This window comes from Streptomyces sp. NBC_00377 (genome assembly GCF_036075115.1).
In the GTDB taxonomy this organism is placed as follows: domain Bacteria; phylum Actinomycetota; class Actinomycetes; order Streptomycetales; family Streptomycetaceae; genus Streptomyces.
Map to the genome: position 1 here is coordinate 7,531,661 of NZ_CP107958.1, position 21,104 is coordinate 7,552,764.

The following is a 21,104-nucleotide window of genomic DNA, read 5'->3' on the forward strand; positions in this document are numbered from 1 at the left end:
CGACGGCCGGCGGAAAAAGCCGGCGACGAGGCGCGGGGACCCGTAGGCCGGTGATCTTCCGGTGCGAAGGCCGGCTGCTTCGGTGGAGCGCGCCTCGGGACGTGCGGTGAATCCGGGCAGGACCCTCCGCTGCCGGCTTGAACTCGGGAGGACGACGCCGGGGACCTCACGGCGTCCTCGGTTGTCAGTGGGGTGCGGTAAGAATGCAGGTGTGAGCAGCGAGAACGGGCGGGGGGAAGGTGGCGCGGCCGGGGAGGGCGCGCCGCCCGAGCAGCTCGCGCTGATCCGGGAGAGCGTGCGGCAGGCCAAGGCGCCCCGGGCCAAGCCCCGCACCTGGCGGGGGGCCGCGCTGGCCGATGAGCTCCCGGTCGCGCGGGTGCTCGTCGACAAGGGCGTACTGCATCTGGACCGCTACTTCGACTACGCGGTGCCGGCCGAGCTGGCCGCTGACGCCCAGCCGGGCGTGCGGGTGCGCGTACGGTTCGGAGCCGGTCGCGGGCGGGTGCGCGAAGGGCGCCGCGAGGGCGGCGGACTCATCGACGGGTTCCTCGTCGAGCGGCTCGCCGCGTCGGACTACCCGGGGCCGCTCGCCGCGCTCGCCCAGGTGGTGTCGCCCGAGCCGGTGCTGGGCCCGGAGCTGCTGAATCTGGCGCGGACCGTCGCCGACCGCTACGCGGGAAGCCTCGCCGACGTCCTCCAGCTCGCCGTGCCGCCGCGCAACGCGCGTGCCGAGCAGCGGGCCTCCGCCGCGCCGCTGCCGCCGCCCGGGGCGCCGGAGCCCGGATCGTGGACACGCTACGAACGCGGGGGCGCGTTCCTGGAGTCGCTGGCGTCCGGGGGCGCGCCACGGGCCGTGTGGAACGCGCTGCCCGGTCCCGGATGGAGCGGCGAACTGGCGAAGGCCGTCGTCGCCACGCTGGCCTCGGGACGCGGGGCACTGGTCGTCGTGCCCGACGGACGGGCCGCCGCCCGGGTCGACGCGGCGCTGACGGCGTCACTGGGGGAGGGGCGGCACGCGCTGCTCACCGCGGACGCCGGGCCCGAGAAGCGGTACCGGGAGTGGCTGGCCGTGCGGCGGGGGTCCGTGCGGGCGGTCGTCGGTACGCGTGCCGCGATGTTCGCGCCGGTCCAGGACCTCGGTCTGGTGGCGCTCTGGGACGACGGGGACGACAGCCACAGCGAGCAGCACGCCCCGCAGCCCCATGCCCGTGAGGTGCTGCTGCTGCGGGCAGCCCAGGACAAGTGCGGTTTCCTGCTCGGGGGCTGGAGCTGCACCGTGGAGGGCGCACAGCTCGTCGAGAGCGGGTGGGCGCGGCCGCTGATCGCCCCGAGGGAGCAGGTGCGGCGCAGCGCTCCGCTCGTGCGCACCGTGGGCGACCAGGACCTCGCACGCGACGAGGCCGCCCGGGCCGCCCGGCTGCCCACCCTCGCCTGGCAGTCGGTCCGGGAGGGGCTGCGGCACGGGCCGGTCCTCGTCCAGGTGCCCCGGCGGGGATATGTGCCGCGGATGGCGTGTGCGCAGTGCCGGGCCGCCGCCCGGTGCCGGCACTGCTCCGGGCCGCTGGAGGCCCGGGACGAGGGCGCGTTGTGGTGCGGGTGGTGCGGGCGGGAGGAGAGCGCCTGGCACTGCCCGGAGTGCGGTTCGTTCCGGTTGCGGGCACAGGTCGTGGGGGCGCGGCGGACCGCCGAGGAACTGGGGCGGGCGTTTCCCGCCGTCCCGGTGCGGACGTCGGGGCGGGAGCAGGTGCTGGACACCGTGCCGGGGGCGCCCGCGCTCGTGGTGTCCACGCCCGGGGCCGAGCCGGTCGCCGAGGGCGGGTACGCGGCCGCTCTGCTGCTGGACGGCTGGGCCATGCTCGGGCGGCCCGACCTGAGGGCGGGCGAGGACGCGCTGCGCCGCTGGATCGCGGCCGCCGCGCTGGTGCGGCCGTCGGAGGAGGGGGGGACCGTGGTCGTCGTCGCCGAACCGACCCTGCGGCCCGTGCAGGCGCTGGTGCGCTGGGATCCCGTGGGGCACGCGGTGCGCGAGCTCGCCGAGCGGGCCGAACTGGGCTTCCCGCCGGTGTCGCGGATGGCGGCGGTCTCGGGGACGGCCCAGGCCCTCGCCGCGTTCCTGGACGCCGTCGAACTGCCCCGGGAGGCGGAGCTGCTGGGGCCGGTTCCGCTGCCGGCCGCGACCCCGGGAAGCCCCCGGCGGCCGGGTGCTCCGCCGCCGGGGGAGGAGTGGGAGCGGGCGTTGATCCGGGTGCCGCCCGGGAGGGGCGCCGCGCTGGCGGCCGCCCTGAAGTCGGCACAGGCGGCCCGGATGGCCCGGGGCGGGGAAGAGGCCGTGCGGGTGCGGATCGATCCACCGGACATCGGGTGAGGGGCGGACGGGAGCCTGCGGTGGCGGAGCATGGAAGGCCGGTGGTGGCTGTGTGCGGGAGGCCGGTGGCCGTGGTTCCAGGGACACCTGTGGTGGGCGTCGCGGGGCTGTAGGTGGTCCCGGTGGCCGGGGTGGCGGGCGTCGGTGAGCGGGGGTGTTCGGGGGAGGTGGGCGTCGGGTGCTGCGGGGGCGGGGTTTGCTTCGCCCGGCGCGCTGGGCGCGGTCGGCGGGTGTGGCGCCCTGTGGTGGGCGTCGCGGGGCTGTAGGTGGTCCCGGTGGCCGGGGTGGCGGGCGTCGGTGAGCGGGGGTGTTCGGGGGGAGGTGGGCGTCGGGTGCTGCGGGGGTGGGGTTTGCTTCGCCCGGCGCGCTGGGCGCGGGTGTGGCGGGGTGCGGGGGCGCCGGTCATGCGGCTGCCCTCTCGGGCGGGTGGGCCGAGAGGGCAGGACGGGGTGGGGAGGTGCTCGGTGTCGTGGGGTGCGGTGCGTCAGCCGGTGCGCGGGCCGGGGACGGGGAAGGCGGTCGGCCGTGCCTCGTCGCGCAGGGACGGGCTGCCCGCCGTCGGCTGGGTCGGCATCGAACGGGCGGCCGGAACCGTGGGAACCGTCGGGATGCCGGTGCTCACGCCGACCGCGCGGGCGGCGGTGGGTTCGGCCGGCCGCTCGGCCTCGGCGGTAGCGGTGACGGTCGCGGTGGACGTGGACGCGGCAGACTGGGCGGCGGCGCGACGGGCGCCGTAGCGACGGTGCACGGCCTGCTTGGTGACGCCGAGAGCGGAGCCCACCGCGTCCCACGAGAAGCCGAGCGAACGGTCGAAGTCCACCGCCGCGGTGACGAGGGTCTCGACGCTGTCCCGCAGCTCCTGGGCGAGTCGGACGGTGGGAGCGGGGGCGCGTCCGTAGACGACGAAGCCCGTGGAGGGGCCGGAGCGGCGGGGGCGGTAGACGTTGCCCAGCTGGGCGGTGAGGGTGCGCAGTGCGTCCACCTGCCGGCGGACGCGCTCGATGTCCCGCACCAGCAAGTGCAGGCTGGCCCGGGCCTGGGCGTCGTGGGTTGCATGGTCGGCCATGAACAAGCCTCTCGAACCGGCGATGAAGTAGGTGTGGTCAACTCTTTCTTGACCAACGCGGGTTCGCTCCGCTGGTCACGGTGTGGGGGCGTATGGGTATGTGCGTACGCCCCCCGGCGGTGGGGGTGCGCGGCCGCCGTACGGTATCGGCGGCCCTTGTGCCCGTCGTCCTAAACTTGTGCGTTGCCCGTCGTCCGTCCCGCCCGAGAGGCCCCGCCCACTCATGAAGCTCGTCTTCGCCGGTACCCCCGAGGTCGCCGTTCCCGCTCTGGACGCTCTGATCGCCTCAGGGCGCCACGAGGTGGCCGCCGTCGTCACGCGGCCGGACGCGCCGGCCGGGCGGGGCCGCAGGCTGGTCGCCTCGCCCGTCGCTCAGCGCGCCGAGGAGGCGGGCATCGAGGTGCTGAGGCCCGCCAAGCCCCGGGACCCGGAGTTCCTCGAGCGGTTGCGGGAGATCGCGCCCGACTGCTGCCCCGTCGTGGCCTACGGGGCGCTGCTGCCCCGGGTGGCGCTGGACGTCCCGGCCCGTGGCTGGGTCAACCTGCACTTCTCGCTGCTGCCCGCCTGGCGCGGGGCGGCTCCCGTGCAGCACTCGATCATGGCGGGGGACGAGATCACCGGCGCGTCCACCTTCCTCATCGAGGAGGGGCTCGACTCGGGGCCTGTCTACGGGACGGTCACCGAGGAGATCCGGCCCACCGACACCAGTGGTGACCTGCTCACCCGGCTGGCCTTCGCCGGCAGCGGGCTGCTCGCGGCGACCATGGACGGGATCGAGGACGGCACTCTCCAGGCCGTGCCGCAGCCGGGCGAGGGGGTCACCCTCGCGCCGAAGATCACCGTCGAGGACGCCCGGATCGACTGGGCGACCCCCGCCCTGCGGGTCGACCGCGTCGTGCGCGGCTGCACCCCCGCCCCCGGCGCCTGGACCGCTTTCCGCGGGGAGCGGCTCAAGCTGATCCAGGTCCGGCCGGTTCCCGAGCGGACCGATCTCGCGCCGGGCGCGCTGCTCGTCGGCAAGAACAGCGTGCACGTCGGCACCGGCTCGTACGCGGTCGAACTGCTGTGGGTGCAGGCGCAGGGCAAGAAGCCGATGCGGGCCGCGGACTGGGCGCGGGGCGTGCGCATCGGGGACGGCGAGAGGGTCGGGGCGTAACGCTCCTGCACAGGCCCCCGCACGGCCGGCGAGGCGATCCGTCCTGCCGTCCCGTGATCCCCGCCCGGCGTGCCCTCCGACGTACCCTGAGCGCATCTTCCCTCCTGCAATCCGGAGCACCTTTTCGTGAGCGACCAGCCCCACCGATCCCGCAAGCCGGGCAAGCCCTACCGGCGGCCCCAGAAGGACCCCGTCCGCCTCCTCGCCTTCGAGGCGCTGCGAGCCGTGGACGAGCGGGACGCGTACGCCAACCTCGTGCTGCCGCCGCTGCTGCGCAAGGCACGCGAGAAGGAGGGACCCGACAAGTTCGACGGACGGGACGCGGCCCTCGCCACCGAGCTCGTCTACGGCACACTGCGCCGGCAGGGGACGTACGACGCCGTCATCTCCGCGTGTGTCGACCGGCCGCTGCGTGAGGTCGATCCGCCGGTTCTCGACGTGCTGAGCCTCGGCGCGCACCAGCTGCTCGGGACGCGCATCCCGACCCACGCGGCCGTGTCCGCCACGGTCGATCTGGCCCGGGTCGTGCTGGGCGACGGGCGGGCCAAGTTCGTCAACGCGGTCCTGCGCAAGGTCGCGGCGCACGACCTCGACGAATGGATCGACAAGGTCGCCCCGCCCTACGACGACGATCCCGAGGACCATCTCGCCGTGGTGCACTCGCATCCGCGCTGGGTCGTCTCCGCGCTGTGGGACTCCCTCGGCGGCGGGCGGGCGGGTATCGAGGACCTGCTGGCGGCGGACAACGAGCGACCCGAGGTGACGCTCGTGGCCCGGCCCGGCCGGGCCACCACCGAGGAACTGCTCCGCGAGGAGGCGGCGGTCGCCGGGCGCTGGTCGCCCTACGCGGTGCGGCTCACCGAGGGGGGTGAGCCGGGGGCCATCGACGCCGTCCGGGACGGGCGTGCGGGTGTGCAGGACGAGGGCAGCCAGCTCGTGGCGCTCGCGCTGGCCAACGCGCCGCTGGACGGGTCCGACGCGTTGTGGCTCGACGGGTGCGCCGGACCCGGTGGCAAGGCCGCGCTGCTCGCCGCGCTCGCCGCCGGGCGGGGGGCCGCGCTGCTCGCCTCCGAGAAGCAGCCGCACCGCGCGGGGCTGGTCGCCAAGGCGCTGGCCGGCAACCCCGGGCCCTACCAGGTCATCGCCGCCGACGGGACGCGGCCGCCGTGGCGGCCCGGCTCGTTCGACCGGGTGCTGATGGACGTGCCGTGCACGGGGCTCGGCGCCCTGCGGCGCAGGCCCGAGGCGCGCTGGCGGCGCCGTCCGGAGGATCTCGACGGGTTCGGCCCGCTCCAGCGCGGGCTGCTGCGCAGCGCGCTGGAGTCCGTGCGGGTCGGGGGCGTCGTCGGGTACGCCACCTGCTCGCCGCATCTCGCCGAGACCCGGGCCGTCGTCTCCGACGTCCTCAAGCAGTACCCGCAGGCCGAGCTGATCGACGCGCGGCCCCTGCTGCCGGACGTACCGGAGCTGGGCGACGGGCCCGACGTCCAGCTGTGGCCGCATCTGCACGGGACCGACGCCATGTACCTGGCGCTGATCAGGAAGACCGGCTGAGACGGGCGCGGGTTCCAGGCCCACCGGCGAGGCACCGGCGAGGTGTGCCGGCGCGGTGCGTGAAGGAGGCCGGCCGCACGCCCTGCGGCGTGCGGCCGGCCTCCTTCACGGGTGGGCGCCCTGCCGGGGTCAGTCCGTGCCGAACTCCATCGCGGCGCGGTCCAGCAGCTGGTCGTCGTCCGAGACCTCGCCGCGGGAGGCGATGGCCTCGGCGCCGCCCTCGGGCAGCTCCGTCATGGTGCCGATGAGGCCGGTCGCGGCCGCCTGGGCGGCGCCGATCGAAGGGCTGCCGCCGCCGATCAGACCGAGCCCGGCGTACTGCTCCAGCTTGGCGCGCGAGTCGGCGATGTCGAGGTTGCGCATGGTGAGCTGGCCGATCCGGTCCACCGGGCCGAACGCGGAGTCCTCGGTGCGCTCCATGGACAGCTTGTCCGGGTGGTAGCTGAAGGCCGGGCCCGCGGTGTTCAGGATCGAGTAGTCCTCGCCGCGCCGCAGCCGCAGCGTCACCTCGCCGGTGACGGCCGCGCCGACCCAGCGCTGGAGCGACTCCCGGATCATCAGCGCCTGCGGGTCCAGCCAGCGGCCCTCGTACATCAGCCGGCCCAGCCGCCGTCCCTCGTTGTGGTACTGGGCGACGGTGTCCTCGTTGTGGATCGCGTTGACCAGCCGCTCGTATGCCGCGTGCAGCAGGGCCATGCCGGGCGCCTCGTAGATGCCGCGGCTCTTGGCCTCGATGATGCGGTTCTCGATCTGGTCCGACATGCCCAGGCCGTGGCGGCCGCCGATGGCGTTGGCCTCCATCACCAGATCGACGGGGGTGGCGAACTCCTTGCCGTCGATCGTCACCGGGCGGCCCTGGTCGAAGCCGATCGTCACGTCCTCGGTGGCGATCTCGACCGACGGGTCCCAGAACCGCACGCCCATGATGGGCTCGACGGTCTCGATGCCGGTGTCCAGGTGCTCCAGGGTCTTGGCCTCGTGGGTGGCGCCCCAGATGTTGGCGTCGGTGGAGTACGCCTTCTCCGTGCTGTCCCGGTAGGGCAGGTCGTGGGCGACGAGCCACTCCGACATTTCCTTGCGCCCGCCGAGCTCGGTCACGAAGTCCGCGTCCAGCCAGGGCTTGTAGATCCGCAGGTGCGGGTTGGCCAGCAGGCCGTAGCGGTAGAACCGCTCGATGTCGTTGCCCTTGAAGGTCGAGCCGTCGCCCCAGATCTGGACGTTGTCCTCGAGCATCGCGCGGACCAGGAGGGTGCCGGTGACGGCACGGCCCAGCGGCGTGGTGTTGAAGTAGGCACGCCCGCCCGAGCGGATGTGGAACGCCCCGCAGGTGAGTGCGGCCAGGCCCTCTTCGACCAGTGCGGCGCGGCAGTCGACCAGGCGCGCGATCTCCGCGCCGTAGGTCTTCGCCCGGCCGGGCACCGAGGCGATGTCGGGCTCGTCGTACTGACCGATGTCGGCGGTGTAGGTGCACGGGACGGCGCCCTTGTCGCGCATCCACGCGACCGCGACCGAGGTGTCGAGCCCGCCGGAGAAGGCGATGCCGACGCGCTCGCCGGCGGGAAGGGAGGTGAGGACCTTGGACATAGGAAGATTATGCATGAACTCGCATGGTCATGCAAAGGGCTTTCAGGTCTCCCTGCTCTTCGCGGACTGCGCGGGGTCCTGCACGGGGTCCTTCGGCGGGGCCGGGTGGCCTTCCCGGGACAACCGGTGCGGCCACCAGATCTTCGGTCCGATGTCGAGGAACAGTGAGGTGACCAGCACCGACCGTACGACGAAGGTGTCCAGCAGGACGCCCAGGGCCACCGCGAAGCCGATCTCGGCGAAGGCGACCATGGGCAGGCTGGCGAGGGCCGCGAAGGTGCCGGCCAGGACCAGCCCCGCCGAGGTGATCACCGCACCGGTCGCCGAGAGGCCGGTCACCACACCCCTGCGCGTGCCCTGGTGGGCGGCCTCCTCGCGGATCCGGGTGGTCAGGAAGATGTTGTAGTCGATGCCGAGGGCCACCAGGAAGACGAAGACGAACAGCGGGAAGTCCGTCGACTCTCCGGCGTAGTCGAAGACGTGCCGGAACGCCAGCGCGCTGAGCCCCAGGGCCGCGGTGAAGGACAGGATCACCGTCCCGACCAGCAGCAGCGGGGCGATCACGGCGCGCAGCAGTGCGCAGAGGATGAGCAGGACCACGGCCAGGACCAGCGGGATGATCAGCCGGTTGTCGTGGGTGGTCGCCTTCTCCATGTCGAGCAGCGCGGCCGTGCCGCCGCCCACCTGTGCGTCGGCCCGGGGCACCTCGTGCACCGCGTCCCGGACCCGCTCGACGGTCCGCTTCGCCGCCTCGCTGTCGGACGGGGCGGTCATCGTGGCCTCGAACAGCACCTTGCCGTCGTGGACCGGTGCGGTACCCGGGGGCAGAGTGAGGGACGTCGGCACGACGCCCTCCGTCCGCGCGACGACGAGCTTCACCTGCCCGGCCCTGGCCTCGTCGCTGATGACGACCAGCGGATCGCCGCTGCCCGCCGGGAAGTACTTCTCCGACACCTCCTGGCCCGTGATCGAGTCGGGTTTCCCGGTGAAGGCGTCGGCGTTGGAGATGCCCTCGGCGCGCAACTGGATCAGGCCGAGGGAGCAGACCGCCAGGACCAGCGTCGTGACGGCCCAGACCAGGCGCGGGCGGCGGGCGATGCTGCGGCCCGTGCGGGCCCAGACACCGCGCTCGGTCGGGTCCGGGGAGGCGAAGTGCGGGATCACCGGCCAGAAGATCCAGCGACCGCAGATCACCAGCAGGGCGGGGAACAGGGTCATCATTGCGAGCAGCGCCACCGCCACGCCGATGGCCGCCACCGGGCCCAGGCCGCGCGTGGAGTTCATCTCGGCGGCCAGCAGCATCAACATGCTCAGGACGACGGTGGCACCGGAGGCGAGCACCGCGGGGCCCGCGCGGTGGAGCGCCCGGGCCATCGCCTCGTGCCGGTCCTCGTGCCGGCGCAGCTCCTCCCGGTAACGGGCCACCAGCAGCAGGGCGTAGTCCGTGCCCGCGCCGAACACGAGCACCGTGAGGATGCCGGCGCTCTGACCGTTCACCGTCAGGCCCGCGTGCTGGGCCAGGAAGTAGATCAGGGCCTGCGCGGTGAACAGGGCGGCCACCACGGCGAGCACCGGGACGACCAGCAGGGTCGGACTGCGGTAGGTGATCAGGAGCATGACGACGACCACCCCCATCGCCGCCAGCAGCAGGGTCGAGTCGATGCCCTCGAAGGCGTCGGAGAAGTCCGCGGAGGTGCCGCCGGGTCCGGTGATGTGCACGGCCAGGCCGTCGGGGCCGTCGTCGACGACGGCGCGGATCGAGTCGACGGCCGGGGCGATGCGTTCCCAGCCCTTCTCGTCCATGGTGATCGGCACATAGATCTGGGCGGCCCGGGGACCGGCCGGACGGTCGTAGACCGGGCCGCGGGTCTCGGCGCCGCGGATGCCGTGGTCGGTGAGCTGTCGGAGCTGGGCCGCGTCCTCGGCGATCCGCGCCCGGTCCCCGGCGGTCAGGCCCCCGTCACGGGCGTAGACGACGACCGCGGGGATCTGCTCGGGCCTGAAGTCCTGCGAGATCTCCAGTACCTGGGTGGACTCCGCCGACCCCGGAAGCCACGAGGACGCGTCGTTGTCCTGGGCGCCGGTGAGCTTCGAGGCGAAGGGCGCCGTCAGGAACAGCAGCACCACCCACAGCGCCAGCACGAGCCACTTGGCCCGCCGTCCGCAGACCAGGTGTGCGATACCGCGATGCGCAGCCATGAATACCCCCTGGGCCGGTCTGTCGCCGCCGTGTACGGTCGCACCCTCCGAGGGGCGCGGGGAACCGAGCGATCAGCCACGGCCGGTCCGCCGGCGGCCAACCACGTTCCCGCCGTGGGACCGATGCCCGCAACCCCCGGAGGGCATGGCAGGCTTGGGGCATGGCCGTGCAGATCAACCCCAGCATCCTGTCCGCCGACTTCTCCCGCCTCGCGGACGAGGCGCAGGCGGTCGCCGGAGCCGACTGGCTCCACGTCGACGTCATGGACAACCATTTCGTCCCGAACCTCACGCTCGGTGTGCCGGTCGTAGAGTCACTGGCCCGTGCGACGGACACTCCGCTGGACTGCCATCTGATGATCGAGGCCCCCGATCGCTGGGCCCCGCAGTACGTCGAGGCGGGTGCCTCGTCCGTCACCTTCCACGTCGAGGCGGCCGCCGCGCCCGTACGACTGGCCCGCGAGATCCGGGCCAAGGGCGCCCGTGCCTCCATGGCGCTCAGGCCTGCCACGCCCATCGAGCCGTACGAGGACCTGCTGCCCGAGCTCGACATGCTGCTGATCATGACCGTCGAGCCCGGATTCGGGGGTCAGGCCTTCCTCGACATCATGCTGCCCAAGATCCGCCGCACTCGCGAGTTGATCAGCAAGCACGGCCTGGACCTCTGGCTCCAGATCGACGGCGGGGTCTCGGCCTCGACGATCGAGCGCTGCGCCGAGGCGGGCGCGGACGTGTTCGTGGCGGGTTCGGCGGTGTACGGGGCGGACGACCCGGCTGCGGCGGTCCGTGGCCTGCGGGCTCAGGCGGAGGCCGCGACCGCCGGAGCCACCTGGGGTTGTGAACACTGAACCAACCACTTACCGACAGGAATGTGAACGGCTCCCATCAGAGCTGATCAACAGCGCCGGATCTGCGAGGATGAACGGCGTATCCAGAGTGTGAACAGCAGTGAGGAGATCGCCGTGTCGGGTATGTCGGCGGGCCGGTCAGCCATGCGGATGGGACCCGCTGAGCTGGTGCAGGCGGCGGCCATGGCCCGCCGCTTCTACCTCGAGGGCAAATCCAAGATCCAGATCGCGGAGGAGTTCGGCGTCAGCCGCTTCAAAGTGGCCCGGGTCCTGGAGACCGCCCTCGAACGGGATCTCGTACGGATCGAGATCCGCGTGCCGGCCGAACTGGACGCGGAGCGCTCCGACGCGCTCCGTGCCCGTTACGGCCTCAGGCACGCCGTCGTGGTCGAGTCCCCGGCCGAGGCCGAGGAGACCACGGACCCCGAGAACCTGGGGGAAGTGGCCGCCGACCTGCTCGGCGAACTGGTGGACGAGGGGGACGTACTGGGACTGGCCTGGGGCCGGTCCACCATTCACATGGCGGCGGCGCTGGACCGGCTGCCGCCGTGCACGGTGGTGCAGCTGACGGGTGTCTACGACGCCGGGACCGCGGAGCGCGGCTCGGTCGAGGCAGTCCGCCGCGCCGCCCAGGTGTCCGGCGGTGACGCGCACCCCATCTACGCGCCGATGCTGCTGCCGGACGCGGCCACCGCGATGGCGCTGCGCCACCAGACCGGGATCGCCCGGGCCTTCGAGTACTTCGACAAGGTCACGGTCGCCTGCGTCTCCATCGGCTCCTGGGAGCCGGGCATCTCGACGGTGCACGACATGCTCAGCGACGAGGAGCGGGCGCACTACGCCTCGCTCGGGGTCGCCGCCGAGATGTCCGCGCACCTCTTCGACGCCGAGGGCCGCCGGGTCGGACGCGACCTCGGGGAGCGGTGCATCACCGTCAAGGCCGACCAGCTGCGCCGGATCCCCGAGGTCGTCGCGATAGCGGGCGGTCAGCGCAAGGCGGCCGCGATCGACGCGGTGCTGCGGTCCGGGCTCGTCACCAGCCTGGTGACGGACACCTCCGCGGCCGACTTCCTGATGACGGCCGGACCGGCGCCGAAGTCCGCCCTCAACCGGACGGACCCCGACGGGATCTGACCGGACCCCGGCCGCAGGCCATGAGGGGACGGCCGTGACAGCATCGACGCATGCTGCCGCGGTTCGTCCCCCGCGTGCTTTCCAGCCGGGGCAGGGCGGCGGGAGCCACCACATCCATGATCACTACGACATGTGCCGGGCGGTGCCGAGATGACGCAGTTCGTGGTCACGCTGGATCTGGACGGGGTGAGTGACAAGTCCGCCCTGATGGACCGCTGCGCCGAGGCCCTCGGTCTCCCCGGCCACTTCGGCCGCAACTGGGACGCTCTCGCCGACAGCCTCACCGACCTCCCCGCACCTCCCGGGGACGGCGGTCTCCAGATCGTCGTACGCAACTGGCGGCCGTACGCCGAGGCGCGGCCGCAGGAGTGGGAGATCGCCCAGGACGTGTTCGCGCAGGCGGCGGACCGGACACCGGCGCTCTCCGTGCTGCTCGCCCTCGGAGGATCCTCCTAAGCCCCCCTGAGCTGCTTGGACGTTCCGTCCGGGCACCGCACGACGGCCGTCGTGGGACAATGAAGTACGTGCTTCTCCCCCTGGCTGACCTGTCAGGGGGTCACCTCTGATCGACCGGGATGTGCAGCACGTGCGTTTCCTCAACGACATCCAGCCCGCCCACGACCTCACCTACGACGACGTCTTCATGGTGCCGAGCCGCAGCGCGGTCGGCTCGCGTCAGGCCGTGGACCTCGGCGCCCCGGACGGCACGGGAACCACGATCCCGCTGGTCGTCGCCAACATGACCGCCGTCGCCGGCCGCCGGATGGCCGAGACCATGGCCCGGCGCGGTGGGCTGGTGGTGATTCCGCAGGACATTCCGATCGACGTCGTCACCGACGTCATCAGCTGGGTCAAGAGCCGCCATCTGGTGCTGGACACCCCGATCGTGCTCGCCCCCCACCAGACCGTCGCCGACGCCCTGGCCCTGCTGCCCAAGCGTGCGCACAACGCCGGTGTCGTCGTCGACGACGAGTTCCGCCCCGTCGGTGTCGTGACCGACGCGGACCTCAGCGGCGTCGACCGCTTCACGCAGCTCGAGGTCGTCATGTCCCGCGACCTGCTGCTCCTGGACGCCGGCATCGACCCGCGCGAGGCGTTCAACATCCTCGACGGGGCCAACCGGCGCTACGCACCCGCCGTCGACGGGGACGGCAAGCTCGCCGGCATCCTGACCCGCAAGGGCGCCCTGCGCGCCACCCTGTACACGCCGGCCGTCGACGCCGGGGGCAGGCTGCGCGTGGCCGCGGCCGTCGGCATCAACGGCGATGTCGCGGGCAAGGCCAAGCAACTGCTCGACGCGGGCGTGGACACGCTCGTCATCGACACCGCGCACGGCCACCAGGAGTCGATGATCAGCGCGATCCGGACCGTGCGCGCGCTCGACCCGCAGGTGCCGATCGTCGCCGGGAACATCGTGTCGGCCGAGGGCGTCAAGGACCTGATCGAAGCGGGCGCCGACATCATCAAGGTCGGTGTCGGACCGGGCGCCATGTGCACCACCCGGATGATGACCGGCGTCGGCCGGCCGCAGTTCTCGGCCGTCCTGGAGTGCGCGGCCGAGGCGAAGAAGTACGGCAAGCACGTGTGGGCCGACGGCGGTGTCCGCCACCCCCGCGACGTCGCCATGGCGCTGGCCGCCGGTGCGTCCAACGTGATGATCGGGTCGTGGTTCGCGGGCACCTACGAGTCTCCGGGCGACCTCCAGCAGGACGCGGGCGGCCGCCTGTACAAGGAGTCGTTCGGCATGGCGTCCGCGCGCGCCGTCGCCAACCGCACCTCCGACGAGTCGGCGTACGACCGTGCCCGCAAGGCGCTGTTCGAGGAGGGCATCTCCACCTCCCGCATGTTCCTCGACCCGGCCCGCCCGGGCGTCGAGGACCTGATCGACTCGGTCATCGCGGGCGTCCGCTCCTCCTGCACGTACGCGGGCGCGGGCTCCCTCGAGGAGTTCGCCGAGAAGGCCGTCGTGGGCATCCAGAGCGCGGCCGGCTATGCGGAGGGCAAGCCGCTGCACGCGAGCTGGTAGCTCCGCCGGTCGGGCCGTATGCCGGGTGTCGGATGCGGGTCCGCCATGGCTGGTCGCGCGGGTTCCCGCACCCCTGCCGGGGCGCGTACAGCCGGCCTGCAACGAATGTGCAGCCTGCTGCGATGAACGCAACGTTCTTGCGTGTGTGCGCAAGGTTGCAGCATTACAAGCGCGACGGCCCTGCTCATAGGGTCGTGCGCTGTACGTGGCGTGGCGGGGACCCCGCTCGGTGGGTGTCCCTGTTCGCGCAGGTGCGCCGCCGGTCCCTGTCGCGCCGAGAGGCAGCGACGAAGGAGTCAGCGCGTGCTCGATCAAGGCGCACCCCCGCAACAGCGCAGTCGGACCGGCCCCGCGTCCCCGGGGGTCCTCGCGCGCCTCATGCGGCGCAAACCTGTGGAACACCTGGTCGCCGAGGGCGGCCAGGGCGAGGGCGGGTCCCTCAGGCGCTCTCTGGGCCTGTGGCAGCTCACGATGATCAGCATCGGCGCCACCCTCGGGACCGGCATCTTCGTCGTCCTCGGCGAGGCGGTCCCCAAAGCCGGTCCCGCCGTCACCCTCTCCTTCGTGATCGCCGGGTTCACGGCGCTCTTCTCGGCGCTCTCCTACGCCGAACTGGCGGGCACCATCCCGGTCGCCGGCTCCTCGTACTCGTACGCATACGCGACGATGGGCGAACTTATCGCCTGGATCTGCGGCTGGTGCCTGGTCCTCGAGTACGGCGTGTCGGTCGCCGCCGTGGCCGTCGGCTGGGGCGAGTACCTCAACGAGCTCCTCGACGGCACCATCGGTGTGACCATCCCGGACGCGCTGTCGGCGCCGCCGGGGGACAGTGGCATCTTCAACCTGCCGGCCCTGATCGTCGTCCTGCTCGCCATGGCCTTCCTGCTCGGCGGCGCCCGGGAGTCGGCGCGCGCCAACACCGTCATGGTGGCCGTGAAGATCGCCGCGCTGGTGCTGTTCTGCGCCATCGGCGTCCAGGGCTTCCGCTCCGGGAACTACGCCCACTTCATGCCGCTCGGCATGGCGGGCGTCAGCGCGGCCGGGGCCACGCTGTTCTTCTCGTACATCGGCTTCGACGCGGCCTCCACCGCCGGTGAGGAGGCGAAGAACGCGCAGCGTGACCTGCCCCGCGCGATCATGCTGTCGCTCGGCATCGTGACGGCGCTGTACGTCCTCGTCGCAGCCGTCGCCGTGGGCGCCGAGCCCTGGCAGCGGTTCGGCGACTCCGAGGCCGCGCTCGCGCAGATCATGCGCGAGGTGACCGGCCAGTCCTTCTGGGGCACGCTCCTCGCCCTGTGCGCGGTCATCGCCATCGCGAGCGTCGTCCTGACCGTGCTGTACGGCCAGACCCGCATCCTCTTCGCGATGTCCCGGGACGGGCTGGTGCCCAAGGTGTTCTCCCGGGTCCACCCGAGGACCGGTACGCCCCGCGTGAACACGGTGATCGTGTCGCTGTTCTGCGGTGTGCTGGCCGCGGCGATCCCGTTGGGCCAGCTGGCGGACGCCACCAGCATCGGCACCCTGTTCGCGTTCGGGCTGGTCAACATCGCGGTCGTGGTGCTGCGCCGGACCCGTCCGGACATGCCCCGCACCTTCCGGGTGCCGCTCTCGCCGGTGCTGCCGGCCCTGGGTCTCGCCTTCTGCGTCTGGATGATGGGCAGCCTTTCGGCCGTCACCTGGGTGGTCTTCGGGGTCTGGATGGCGGTGGGGCTCGTGTTCTACTTCCTCTACGGCCACCGCCGCTCCCGTCTCGCAGCGCCCGCACCATCTGAGAAGTGATCAACCCACTGTGCTGAACGATCTCGACGAACGCATCGTGCACGCCCTCGCCGAGGACGCCCGCCGCTCCTTCGCGGACATCGGGCACCTGGTCGGCCTGTCCGCGCCCGCCGTGAAGCGGCGCGTGGACCGGCTGCGGGCCACCGGGGCCATCACCGGCTTCACCGTACGGGTCGACCCGGCGGCCCTCGGCTGGGAGACCGAGGGGTTCGTCGAGATCTACTGCCGGCGCAACACCTCCCCGGAGACCATCCAGCGGGGCCTGGAGCGCTACCAGGAGGTCGTGGCCGCGTCCACGGTCACCGGGGAGGCGGACGCCGTCGCCCAGGTCTTCGCCGCCGACATGCGCCACTTCGAGCGGGTGCTCGAGCGCATCGCGGGGGAGCCGTTCGTGGAACGGACGAAGTCCGTGCTGGTGCTGTCGCCGCTGCTGCGCCGCTTCTCCGCGGGCTCTCCGACCTGAGCCGGCTCAGGGCCTACTCGGTCGCCTCGCGGCGCGCCAGTGCGTTGTTGCCTATCGAGTTGTGCACGCTGAAGCTGACCGCGTCCGAGCGGTAGCGGTCGTCCGACCACTCGACCGGGCGGCCTTCGCGGGTCGTCGTGACCCGGCGGACGCGCAGCAGGGGACTCGTGCGCCGGACGCCGAGGAGTTCCGCGTCCCGGGCGCCCGCCGCCACCGCGTCGATGACGTGCTCGCCGTAGGCGAAGACCAGACCGGTGTCGTCGAGGAGACGCTGGGTCACGGAGGGGCAGTCCGCCTCGATCGACTCGACGGCCGGGGAGATCCAGTCCGCGTACACGGTCCGCTCCAGGAGCACCGGCTCGCCGTCCAGGCCGCGCAGTCGCAGGACGTGCAACACGGGTGTCCCTTCGCGTAGTTGGAGGTGCACGGCGTCCTCGGCGGTGGCCGGGCGGTACTCCTGGGCGACCACCTCGCCGCTCGCCTCGCGGCCTGCCGCGCGCGCCCACTGGGCGAAGCTGCGCAGCTCGGCGAAGCTCTGGCTGCGGCGGCTGGCCAGGACCACCCGGCGGGCCCCCTGGCGGGAGCCGATCAGTCCCTCGGCGGTCAGCGCCGCCACCGCCTGACGGACCGTGCCGCGCGAGACGCCGTAACGGGCCGCGAGGTCGGTCTCGGCGGGCAGTCGCGCACCGACCGCGTACTCCTCCCGGCCGATCGCCCGGCGCAGCTCGTCGGCGATCTCCTCGTGTCGCGCGGCCATGCTTCCCCTCTGCGTCGACGGCTGTACACAGCTTGACCAGCCTAGTCGACCTGGGGAGCCACTCGGCGGCAGTCGCAACTGTGTGTGAAATCAGGGCTGAGGGTTTCGCCGGTGTTTACCCAGGGGACATCAGCGGCGTGCGTACTGAGGCCAACTTGTTCAGACAAGTTCGTCTCATCTCGCCTCGTCTCCTGCATTCTCGCGCGTCCCCTGGAGAAGCCGTGACCGTGCCCCTGCCGAGAACCGCCGTCCGTGGTGGTGTCCTCGCCGCCCTCGCCGCACTCGCCCTGAGCGCCTGTGGCGCCGCCCCCGACACCACCGCAGCCTCCGCCGACGGCAAGAGCGCCGCCACCGCCACCTCCGCCGCCGACCTCGGCGGCCTCGACGCCCTGGTGAAGGCGGCGAAGAAGGAGGGCACGCTGAACGCCATCGCGCTGCCGCGCGACTGGGCCAACTACGGCGCCCTCATCGACGGGTTCCAGAAGAAGTACGGCATCAAGGTCGCGGTCGAGAACCCCGACGGCTCCAGCCAGGACGAGATCAACGCCGTCACCTCCCGCAAGGGCCAGGACCGCGCGCCCGACGTCCTCGACCTCGGAAGCTCCTTCGCGCTGAGCGCGGCACAGCAGGGGCTGCTCGCCCCCTACAAGGTGGCCTCCTTCGCCGACATAGCCGCCGGCCAGAAGGACGCGCAGGCCCGCTGGTACAACGACTACGGCGGCTACATCTCCATCGGCTGCGACGCAAAGCGCGTCAAGACCTGCCCGACGACCTTCGCGGACCTGCTGAAGCCGCAGTACAAGGGCCAGGTCGCCCTCAACGGCAACCCCACCAAGTCCGGTTCGGCCTTCGGCGGCGTCTACGCGGCCGCCCTCGCGAGCGGCGGCTCCTTCGACGACATCCAGCCCGGCCTCGACTTCTTCGCCAAGCTGAAGAAGAACGGCAACTACACGCCCGTCGAGTCGACCCCGGCCACCGTCGAGAAGGGCGAGACGCCCATCAGCATCGACTGGGACTACCTCAACGCCGGATACGCCGACGAGTTCAAGTCCAAGGGCGTCGACTGGAAGGTGTCGGTACCCGCCGACGGCCAGTTCTCCCAGTACTACTCCCAGGCGATCAACAAGGACGCCCCGCACCCGGCGACGGCCCGTCTGTGGCAGGAGTACCTCTACAGCGCCGAGGGCCAGAACCTGTGGCTCAAGGGGTACGCCCGTCCCGCCCTCATGACCGCCATGGAGAAGGCCGGCACCCTGGACAAGACGGCCGCGGCCAAGCTGCCCGAGGTCTCCGGGACGCCGTCCTTCCCGACCGAGGCCCAGCAGAGCAAGGCCAAGACGGTCCTCGGGCAGGGCTGGGCCAAGGCCGTCTCCGGATGACCACCACCGCCGTACGGGTCGACACGGCGACCGCCGCCGAGGCGAAGCGGCGGCGCCGGTCCCTCGGCTGGGTCGCCGTCGTCCCGCTGCTCGCCTTCACCGCGCTCGCCTTCGGGCTGCCCGCCGCAGCGATGCTCGACGGCGCCTTCACCGCCAAGGACCCGGCCACGGGCGCCACCTCGTACACGGTCGACAACCTGACGGCCTCGCTGCGGGGCGCGTATCTCACGGCCCTGCTCGGCAGCGTGAAGCTGTCCGCCGTGTCGGCGGGACTGGGGGCGCTGCTGGGCCTGCCGCTGGCCCAGGCCGTGGTGACCTCCCGCTTCCGCGCGCTGCGCGAGGCCGTGCTCACCGCCTCCGGAGTGCTGGCCAACTTCGGCGGCGTCCCGCTGGCGTTCGCCTTCGTCGCCACGCTCGGCAACGCCGGTGTGCTGACCCGGCACTTCGGTCTCACCGACCACGGCTGGGACCTGTACAGCTTCTGGGGACTGGTGATCGTCTACCTGTACTTCCTGATCCCGCTGATGGTGCTCACCATCACCCCCGCCCTGGAGGGCCTGCGCACCCAGTGGCGCGAGGCGGCGCAGAACAACGGCGCGACCCCCGCGCAGTACTGGCGGCACGTCGCCCTGCCCGTCCTGCTGCCCTCGCTCCTCGGCGGACTCGTGCTCCTCTTCGGCAGCGCCTTCGCCGCGTACGCCACCGCCGCCGCCATGGTGGGCAGCTCGATCCCCCTGGTCACCCTTCAGATAGCCGACGCCATCTCCGGCAACGTCCTCGTCGGACAGGAGAACGTGGCGCTCGCCCTCAGCCTCGACATGGTCCTGGTCGCCGGACTGGTCATGGCCGTCTACCTGCCCCTGCAACGACGGAGCGCCCGATGGCTCGCCTGAACCTGTGGCGGTGGGGTGTCCTCGGCCTCGCCGGACTGTACTTCCTGGTGCCCCTGGCCGCGTCGGTCGTCTTCACCGTCGACGTGCCCGGGCAGGGCGTCACCTTCGACGCCTACACCCGGATCTTCTCCACCCCCGGCTTCGGGGCGAGCCTGCTGCTCTCGCTGGAGCTGGCCGCCGCCACCATCGTCGTCGTCCTGCTGCTGATGGTCCCCGCCATGGTGGCGCTGCGGCTGGGCTCGCCGCGGCTGCGGCCGGTCGTCGAGGTGGTCTGCTCGCTGCCGCTGGTGGTGCCGCCGATCGCGTTCGTCGCCGGCATCGGGACGGTGCTCAAGTGGGGACCCGAGCATCTCTCGCGCACCCCGCTGTTCGAGACGTTCGTGGCGATCCAGGACCCCGGCTTCCCCGTCGTCCTCGTCCTGGCGTACGTCGTGATGGCGCTGCCGTTCGTGTACCGCGCCCTGGACGCGGGGCTGCGCTCCGTCGACGTACGCACCCTCGTCGAGGCCGCGCGCAGCTGCGGAGCCGGCTGGCCGCAGGCGCTGGCCGGGGCCGTCCTGCCCAACCTGCGGGGCGCGCTGCTCAACGCCTCCTGCCTCACCCTGGCCCTCGTGCTCGGCGAGTTCACCGTCGCCCAGCTGCTCGGCTTCCAGCCCTTCGCCGTCTGGATCGTGAACATCAGCGGCTCGCAGGCCCAGCTGTCCGTCGCCGTGTCCGTGCTCAGCCTGCTCGTGACCTGGCTGCTGCTCCTCGTCCTCGCCGGATTCGGCGGACGCACCCGTCCTACTTCCCGGGGATGAACATGACCGTGCCAAGCACCGAAGCCACAGCGGCAGCCACGACGACGCGGACGAAGGCGGCGACCGTCGAATTCCGCGGACTGTGCCGGGAGTTCGGGCCGACCGTTGCCCTCGACGGCCTCGACCTCACCGTCCGGCCCGGTGAACTCCTCGCCCTGCTGGGCCCCTCCGGATGCGGCAAGACCACCGCGCTGCGGATGCTCGCCGGGTTCGAACACCCCGACTCCGGTGCGGTGCTGGTCGACGGCGAGGACGTCACCCGGGTCCCGGCCCACCGCCGGGACGCGGGGATGGTGTTCCAGTCGTACAGTCTCTTCCCGCACCTCGACGCGCTCGACAACGTGGCCTTCGGACTGCGCATGCGCAAGGTGCGCACCGTTCAACGGCGGGCGCGAGCGGCGGAGTTGCTGGAGCTGGTGGGTCTCGCCGACAAGGGCGCGCGGTTTCCGCACCAGCTCTCCGGCGGTCAGCAGCAGCGCGTCGCGCTGGCCCGCGCCCTGGCCCTGCGCCCGCGGGTCCTGCTCCTGGACGAGCCGCTCTCCGCGCTCGACGCCAAGGTGCGGCTGACCCTGCGCGAGGAGATCCGGCGGCTCCAGCAGGAGCTCGGCATCACCACCCTGTTCGTCACCCATGACCAGGAGGAGGCGCTGTCCATGGCGGACCGGGTCGCCGTGATGCACGCCGGACGGCTCGAACAGTGCGCCGCCCCCGCCGAGTTGTACGGCAGACCCGTTACGGCCTTCGTCGCCGAGTTCGTGGGCACGACGAGCCGGATCCCTGGACGGCTGGACGGCGGCACCGTCGAGGTGCTGGGGCGCCGGCTGCCCGTCGACGGCCGGGTCCCGGCCACGACCGAGGTGGACGCGCTGGTGCGGCCGGAGGCCGTGCGGGTGCGGGCCGACGACGGCGGCGACGCGCGCGTGGTCGCCACCTCCTTCCTGGGCTCGGCCGTCCGCGTCACCGTCCGGCTCGCCGACGGCACCGAGGTGAAGGCCGACCTGCCCGCCCACGAGGCCGCCCCGCTCGCCGCGGGCGCCGCGGTCACCGTGTCGCTGCCGGACCGCCCGGTGCTCGTGGCCGAACGTGCTTCCTGATCCCCCA

At 72.6% G+C, this 21,104-nt stretch carries 17 protein-coding genes; 13 read left to right on the forward strand and 4 right to left on the reverse strand.

Going from position 1 to position 21,104, the window contains the following annotated elements:
* Positions 1-211 precede the first annotated feature (211 nt).
* On the forward strand, positions 212-2,365 hold the full coding sequence (locus OHS71_RS33500; protein WP_328483060.1) for a primosomal protein N': 2,154 nt from the start codon (positions 212-214) through the stop codon (positions 2,363-2,365).
* Positions 2,366-2,849: 484 nt separating this feature from the next.
* Here the strand turns inward: OHS71_RS33500 and OHS71_RS33505 are convergent, their stop codons facing one another.
* Complete coding sequence (locus OHS71_RS33505; protein ID WP_328483061.1) at positions 2,850-3,431, reverse strand: hypothetical protein; 582 nt, start codon at positions 3,429-3,431, stop codon at positions 2,850-2,852.
* A 223-nt stretch (positions 3,432-3,654) separates the two neighbouring features.
* Between OHS71_RS33505 and fmt the strand changes: the two genes are divergently transcribed.
* On the forward strand, positions 3,655-4,587 hold the full coding sequence (gene fmt, locus OHS71_RS33510) for a methionyl-tRNA formyltransferase (RefSeq protein WP_328483062.1): 933 nt from the start codon (positions 3,655-3,657) through the stop codon (positions 4,585-4,587).
* Positions 4,588-4,713: 126 nt separating this feature from the next.
* The gene (locus OHS71_RS33515; protein ID WP_328483063.1) at positions 4,714-6,141 is read left to right on the forward strand and encodes an RsmB/NOP family class I SAM-dependent RNA methyltransferase; all 1,428 of its coding nucleotides are present in this window, start codon (positions 4,714-4,716) and stop codon (positions 6,139-6,141) included.
* Positions 6,142-6,270: 129 nt separating this feature from the next.
* Here the strand turns inward: OHS71_RS33515 and argG are convergent, their stop codons facing one another.
* Both argG and OHS71_RS33525 read right to left on the reverse strand, forming a co-directional pair.
* A complete protein-coding gene (gene argG, locus OHS71_RS33520; protein WP_328483064.1) occupies positions 6,271-7,725 on the reverse strand; it encodes an argininosuccinate synthase in 1,455 nt (484 codons plus the stop codon).
* A gap of 42 nt (positions 7,726-7,767) precedes the next feature.
* A complete protein-coding gene (locus OHS71_RS33525) occupies positions 7,768-9,924 on the reverse strand; it encodes an MMPL family transporter (protein ID WP_328483065.1) in 2,157 nt (718 codons plus the stop codon).
* Between the two features lie 161 nt (positions 9,925-10,085).
* Between OHS71_RS33525 and rpe the strand changes: the two genes are divergently transcribed.
* The 6 genes from rpe to OHS71_RS33555 all read left to right on the forward strand — a co-directional run bounded on the left by rpe (position 10,086) and on the right by OHS71_RS33555 (position 16,174).
* Entirely contained in the window at positions 10,086-10,772 is a 687-nt protein-coding gene (gene rpe, locus OHS71_RS33530) for a ribulose-phosphate 3-epimerase (RefSeq protein ID WP_328483066.1), read from the forward strand.
* Positions 10,773-10,862: 90 nt separating this feature from the next.
* A complete protein-coding gene (locus OHS71_RS33535; RefSeq protein ID WP_328483067.1) occupies positions 10,863-11,906 on the forward strand; it encodes a sugar-binding transcriptional regulator in 1,044 nt (347 codons plus the stop codon).
* Between the two features lie 150 nt (positions 11,907-12,056).
* Positions 12,057-12,362 (forward strand): barstar family protein, encoded by a 306-nt coding sequence (locus OHS71_RS33540; RefSeq protein ID WP_328483068.1) that lies wholly within the window; start codon positions 12,057-12,059, stop codon positions 12,360-12,362.
* A 130-nt stretch (positions 12,363-12,492) separates the two neighbouring features.
* The gene (locus OHS71_RS33545; protein ID WP_328484724.1) at positions 12,493-13,932 is read left to right on the forward strand and encodes a GuaB1 family IMP dehydrogenase-related protein; all 1,440 of its coding nucleotides are present in this window, start codon (positions 12,493-12,495) and stop codon (positions 13,930-13,932) included.
* A gap of 303 nt (positions 13,933-14,235) precedes the next feature.
* Positions 14,236-15,711: an amino acid permease gene (locus tag OHS71_RS33550; RefSeq protein WP_328483069.1), complete on the forward strand. Its 1,476-nt coding sequence runs from the start codon at positions 14,236-14,238 to the stop codon at positions 15,709-15,711.
* 10 nt (positions 15,712-15,721) lie between these two features.
* Positions 15,722-16,174, forward strand: coding sequence for an Lrp/AsnC family transcriptional regulator (locus OHS71_RS33555; RefSeq protein WP_328483070.1), 453 nt, complete (start codon positions 15,722-15,724; stop codon positions 16,172-16,174).
* Between the two features lie 13 nt (positions 16,175-16,187).
* Here the strand turns inward: OHS71_RS33555 and OHS71_RS33560 are convergent, their stop codons facing one another.
* Entirely contained in the window at positions 16,188-16,931 is a 744-nt protein-coding gene (locus OHS71_RS33560; protein ID WP_328483071.1) for a GntR family transcriptional regulator, read from the reverse strand.
* 221 nt (positions 16,932-17,152) lie between these two features.
* On the opposite strand from OHS71_RS33560, the gene OHS71_RS33565 reads away from it, so the two are divergent.
* Genes OHS71_RS33565 through OHS71_RS33580 form a run of 4 tightly spaced genes read left to right on the forward strand, consistent with a single transcriptional unit; the run spans position 17,153 to position 21,097 of the window.
* Positions 17,153-18,310, forward strand: a complete 1,158-nt coding sequence (locus OHS71_RS33565; RefSeq protein WP_328483072.1) for an ABC transporter substrate-binding protein — start codon at positions 17,153-17,155, stop codon at positions 18,308-18,310.
* Positions 18,307-19,203, forward strand: a complete 897-nt coding sequence (locus OHS71_RS33570; protein WP_328483073.1) for an ABC transporter permease — start codon at positions 18,307-18,309, stop codon at positions 19,201-19,203. The genes OHS71_RS33565 and OHS71_RS33570 overlap by 4 nt, the downstream gene beginning before the upstream one ends.
* Complete coding sequence (locus tag OHS71_RS33575; RefSeq protein WP_328483074.1) at positions 19,191-20,003, forward strand: ABC transporter permease; 813 nt, start codon at positions 19,191-19,193, stop codon at positions 20,001-20,003. Before OHS71_RS33570 ends, OHS71_RS33575 begins: the two co-directional genes overlap by 13 nt.
* Positions 20,004-20,011: 8 nt before the next feature.
* Positions 20,012-21,097, forward strand: coding sequence for an ABC transporter ATP-binding protein (locus tag OHS71_RS33580; RefSeq protein ID WP_328483075.1), 1,086 nt, complete (start codon positions 20,012-20,014; stop codon positions 21,095-21,097).
* Positions 21,098-21,104: the final 7 nt, after the last annotated feature.

Excerpts from the sequence above, each read along its gene's own strand:
- OHS71_RS33505 (WP_328483061.1), bottom strand. The coding sequence starts at position 3,431 with ATGGCCGACCATGCAACCCACGACGCCCAGGCCCGGGCCAGCCTGCAC.
- fmt (WP_328483062.1), top strand. The coding sequence starts at position 3,655 with ATGAAGCTCGTCTTCGCCGGTACCCCCGAGGTCGCCGTTCCCGCTCTG.
- argG (WP_328483064.1), bottom strand. The coding sequence starts at position 7,725 with ATGTCCAAGGTCCTCACCTCCCTTCCCGCCGGCGAGCGCGTCGGCATC.
- OHS71_RS33525 (WP_328483065.1), bottom strand. The coding sequence starts at position 9,924 with ATGGCTGCGCATCGCGGTATCGCACACCTGGTCTGCGGACGGCGGGCC.
- rpe (WP_328483066.1), top strand. The coding sequence starts at position 10,086 with ATGGCCGTGCAGATCAACCCCAGCATCCTGTCCGCCGACTTCTCCCGC.
- OHS71_RS33540 (WP_328483068.1), top strand. The coding sequence starts at position 12,057 with ATGACGCAGTTCGTGGTCACGCTGGATCTGGACGGGGTGAGTGACAAG.
- OHS71_RS33560 (WP_328483071.1), bottom strand. The coding sequence starts at position 16,931 with ATGGCCGCGCGACACGAGGAGATCGCCGACGAGCTGCGCCGGGCGATC.
- OHS71_RS33570 (WP_328483073.1), top strand. The coding sequence starts at position 18,307 with ATGACCACCACCGCCGTACGGGTCGACACGGCGACCGCCGCCGAGGCG.
- OHS71_RS33575 (WP_328483074.1), top strand. The coding sequence starts at position 19,191 with ATGGCTCGCCTGAACCTGTGGCGGTGGGGTGTCCTCGGCCTCGCCGGA.